This is a genomic window from Galactobacter valiniphilus (assembly GCF_003575975.1).
Classification (GTDB): domain Bacteria; phylum Actinomycetota; class Actinomycetes; order Actinomycetales; family Micrococcaceae; genus Galactobacter; species Galactobacter valiniphilus.
Genome location: NZ_QQXK01000054.1, coordinates 1 through 3443, shown reverse-complemented (window position 1 = coordinate 3443; position 3443 = coordinate 1). Strand labels below are relative to the sequence as shown.

2 protein-coding genes and 2 pseudogenes are annotated in these 3443 nt (G+C 64.4%); all 4 read right to left on the bottom strand.

The window, feature by feature from the left end; all coding sequences use genetic code 11:
- Window positions 1–710 (bottom strand): annotated as a pseudogene (locus DWB68_RS16890) (IS3 family transposase); the annotation flags it as partial.
- Window positions 711–768: 58 nt separating this feature from the next.
- The gene (locus DWB68_RS16065; protein WP_147391715.1) at window positions 769–1143 is read right to left on the bottom strand and encodes a hypothetical protein; all 375 of its coding nucleotides are present in this window, start codon (window positions 1141–1143) and stop codon (window positions 769–771) included.
- 6 nt (window positions 1144–1149) lie between these two features.
- Window positions 1150–2433 carry a DDE-type integrase/transposase/recombinase gene (locus DWB68_RS15565; RefSeq protein ID WP_158588344.1) on the bottom strand — a complete coding sequence of 428 codons (1284 nt, stop codon included), beginning with the start codon at window positions 2431–2433 and terminating at the stop codon, window positions 1150–1152.
- Between the two features lie 840 nt (window positions 2434–3273).
- Window positions 3274–3443, bottom strand: a pseudogene (locus DWB68_RS15560) (IS3 family transposase); the annotation flags it as partial.

Here is a 3443-nt window from a genome sequence, read left to right as displayed (position 1 = left end):
CCGCTCGATCAGGTCGGGGAAGCGGCGTCCGGACTGGTCCGGGATCGTGGTCCTCACCCGTCGACGCAGCCGGATCCCCGCGAGCTGGTGTTCCCGCATCACCCGGGCGACCCGCTTGTGATTCACCCGCCCGGCCGCCGCGACGCCGTCGTTGAGGTCGGCGGTGATCCGCGGCGCCCCATAGGCGCGATCGCCACCCTGCGCGGGGTCCTGCAGCACACGGATTCGCGCCGCCAGCGCGGCGTCTGCGGCGGCCCTCGCGGCCCGTCCCGGGGCCGCCGCCAGCCAGGCGTAGAACGACGACCTCGCGATCTGAATGACCTCACACAACCGCTTCACGCCGTAGGCGTCCTTGTGATCCTCAACGAACTGGAAGCGGTTCACCAGTTCGTCTCCCCGGCGAAATACTTCGCCGCCTGACGAAGGATGTCCCGCTCCGTCTGAAGCTTCAGCTTCTCCGCTTCCAGCCTCGCGTTCTCGGCCTCCAGCCGGAGGACCTTCGCCGCCTGTGACTCCGCCCGCGCCGGCGCGGGCGTCGACGCTGTGCCGGTGGTCGTGATCCCCGAGCCGTGCTTCTCGACCCACTCCCGTAGCGCACCGCGGGAGATCCCCAGATCCGCCGCGATGCCCTTCAACGTCGCACCCGGCGTGGACGCGAACAAGTCCACCGCCCGCTGCCGGAACTCGTCCGTGTAGTTCTTCCTTGCCATCCCTTGGATTCTCGCTTCCCCAGCAACGTGCTGGAATCAGCGTGTCCGAGATCAGGGGTCAAGCGCCCACGTACAGCGCTGGCTGGATGCTCTCGTCTTCCAGCTTGGTGTCACCCAGTCCGAAACGTTTGCGGCGTTCGTGGTTCCGAGCGAGGAACAGGCCGGCCGTGGTCTTGCCCCAGGTTGGTGGGCCGCTGACAGCGAGCATGCCCGCTGAATGGCTCGACGGCGTCAAGGCGAGACTTTCGAGGACGGCTAGGTGCTTCATGAGAAGCGAAAGGTCGGGGGTCTCCACCACGAAATCGCCGGCAAGTGAAGCGATTCGTTCCTCTGAAGTTGCGGCGCGCAGACCCGTGGGCCTCTCGTGGGGGAGGGGGTCCAAGGAGCGGCGGACGAAAGCACGCCATGCAGTGAGATCGGTTGGAACGGCCATTCCCACTCACTCCAAGACGCGCAGTCGACGGGCCGAAGCCTGTGCAGCTCTGTGCTCAGCTTGATCTGTCTCCAGTGGCTCTTCTCGAGGGAGGAGACGAAGCGGCACAACGGAGCTCTCGAATGGTTCTGACTTGTCGTTGACGCACTGCGGCTTCGCCGCGATTCGAGTGCTTTGCACTTCGTGGATCGCCCGTACGAGATCGAAGGCGCGCGTTGGGACTGCCGGAACAGCGGTCTCAGCGACACCTAGGACAGGGCGGGCCGCCAGTGGTGTGACGCGACTGAGCTCAAGCCACTCGCAGCTCCGGTGGTCGCGGAACCAGACGCGGTCAGGACAGGTCACGTCTACTCGGATCTCCCAGCGGCCATTCGCTTCGCCTGAGAGGCCGGATCTTTGGCCGCGATAGGGGTGGACGCGTTCGGAGTCGTAGGTGAACCCGTGGACGTTGACACCGTAGGGCTGCACCGTTCGCCACACGATCGGGAGCAGCCCAAGGTACTGCTCGAATTCGAGCCCACCGGTTTGCGCGACCGGTTCGCTTCCCCCGAGAGCGGCAAACATCTGGTTCGGCGTCAAGAGCTGCTGGGGTGCACTGCTCATCCGAAGCCCTGATTGCGGAGTGTTTTGCCATTCAGAGAGCACCCAGAATTCAAGCAACGCGCGGAGCTCGGCGAGGGTCCAGACCGCCGAGCTTTCCAGGTTCACCCCACGCTTATTCAGGCTTCCCCCCGTGTAGCCGGCAAGGAATTGGACAAAGCCCAGTCGGATGCTCCGGAAGCCGGATTCCACGTGAGGCTTGTCGGTTGGGGTCCGAGGGTTGGCGAAAACCTGAGAGATTTCCATCGCCCTGCAAGCGGCGGCAAAGGCCACACTGGTGAAGTTTTTGCCCCGATCGACCGTGATGGACTCCGGCACGATCCGCGGCAAGGCTACCGCCGCCGCTTCGAGCTGATCGCGCCATTCACCTGTAGTTCCGAAGATGTCCTCGAGCGAGGCCGTGACGTTTTTCCACCCCGGACGGTCCTGCGGGCGGAGCAAGCTCAATCCCAGCACCGTGGCCCCCAAGTCGGTTCCCCTGGAGGTCTTGGGCATCACAAGTGTCCCCAAGATGGACCAGGTGGCGACGTCGACCGCATAAGTCAGCTCCGGCCGACGGATTGATCCGTCAGGCATCCGCACCATGACGTCCAGTACGGTCGAATCCATCTCCACGACCTCGCCGGGGCGCGTGACGGTCAACCGACGAAACGATCGATCCGGCCGGTTCGCCTCCGTCTTGCGCGTCACCGTCGAGCCAAAATCGGAGCTGCGCAGAGCTAAGTCAGCGAGCGCGCGATACAGGGTTGATCGCGAGGGGAGAGCGAGACCTGCATCAGCTGCACGCCAACTCACCCGCTTGAGGATCCTGCTTCGAGTGCCAATCGATTCCAGTCGCTGTCGCCCGAGTTCCTCCGCCAGCATCGTCAAAACGGCGTCCGAAACAGCGCGCCTGCTGCCCTGTTCCAGTAGCCAACGACCATCTATGAGCCCAGCAATGCCGCCTTCTGAGTATCGCCGTAGATACCTGTAGCACTGCCGCTCCGATACCTCGATTCCCTGCCCATGTAGCTGCTGCCGCAGGGCAGGACCCCGGCGACCGCTCGTGACGGATTCACGGATTCGTTCGATGCACGTCGCGATCGTTTCTGCTCGATCCCGTACTACGTGTGGGACCCTCGCCAGCAACGCAAGCGTCTCCGGCGAGAGCCCAACGGACCCCTGCGGCCGGAGCTCCTCGATGGGTACCCAGACGGCATCGACGTCGTCATGGCCGAAGGTGATCAAGCGCCTTGCGCCTCGTACCCCGATGACGCGGGCGAGCTTGCCGCGGTGCGTGCAGTGATCGCCGAGACTAAGCCGAGGCACGGGACACCAGCGTTTCGCGGCCCACGACGGCCGGTTGCCCGCACACGACCAGGGACTTCCACCAATGCATATGCAGCAAGTGGCCGAAATATCGTCCCTGAGGACCTCCGAAGCATGCCTGCAGTTGGGCTACGACCTCGCCCAGGGGAGTGGGCGCGCCGAGGTGGTGGCGAATCCATTCGCGAACGTTGGGGACTGCTGCACGGATTGAGACAGTTGGGGTTAGGCCGCTTGGGCGGCTGGTGGGTTCATGATGAGTTCGAATTCGATGGGCGTCAACCGGCCGAGGCATTGTTGGCGTCGGCGGCGGTGGTAGCGGGTTTCGATCCAGGCCACGATCGCGGTCCGCAGCTGCACACGAGTGGCCCAGACTCGACGGTTGAGAACGTTCT